The organism is Marinobacter confluentis (genome assembly GCF_004785685.1).
In the GTDB taxonomy this organism is placed as follows: Bacteria; Pseudomonadota; Gammaproteobacteria; order Pseudomonadales; family Oleiphilaceae; genus Marinobacter; species Marinobacter confluentis.
Genome location: NZ_SRPF01000088.1, coordinates 1 through 303 on the forward strand (window position 1 = coordinate 1; position 303 = coordinate 303).

The window sequence follows — 303 nt, forward strand, 5'->3', positions numbered from 1 at the left end:
GGATGCAGTGAGCGCTGTTGGTAGGCCACGAGATTGGAGGAATGCAGGTGATAGTTGCCGTGCATTTCGTGGTCGATCCATGCCGCGAGTGCTTTCGGGTTGTCCTCGGCGTCGGTAATGGGCTGGCCGAAATGAACATGAACATGACCCTTGTAACCGGGCAAACCTTTCATGATCGACTCGGTATCTTCGTCCTTTGTCTTTGCGTACTGCCCGGTGCGGGCACGGGTTTCCAGTTCCCGGGCCTTGTCCAGATCACAGGGATCATATTCATAGGCAACGGACACCGGCACGATATGCAGG

General features: G+C 55.8%; 1 pseudogene. It reads right to left on the bottom strand.

Going from position 1 to position 303, the window contains the following annotated elements:
- A pseudogene (locus E5Q11_RS17675) lies at nucleotides 1-303 on the bottom strand (glycerol acyltransferase); the annotation flags it as partial.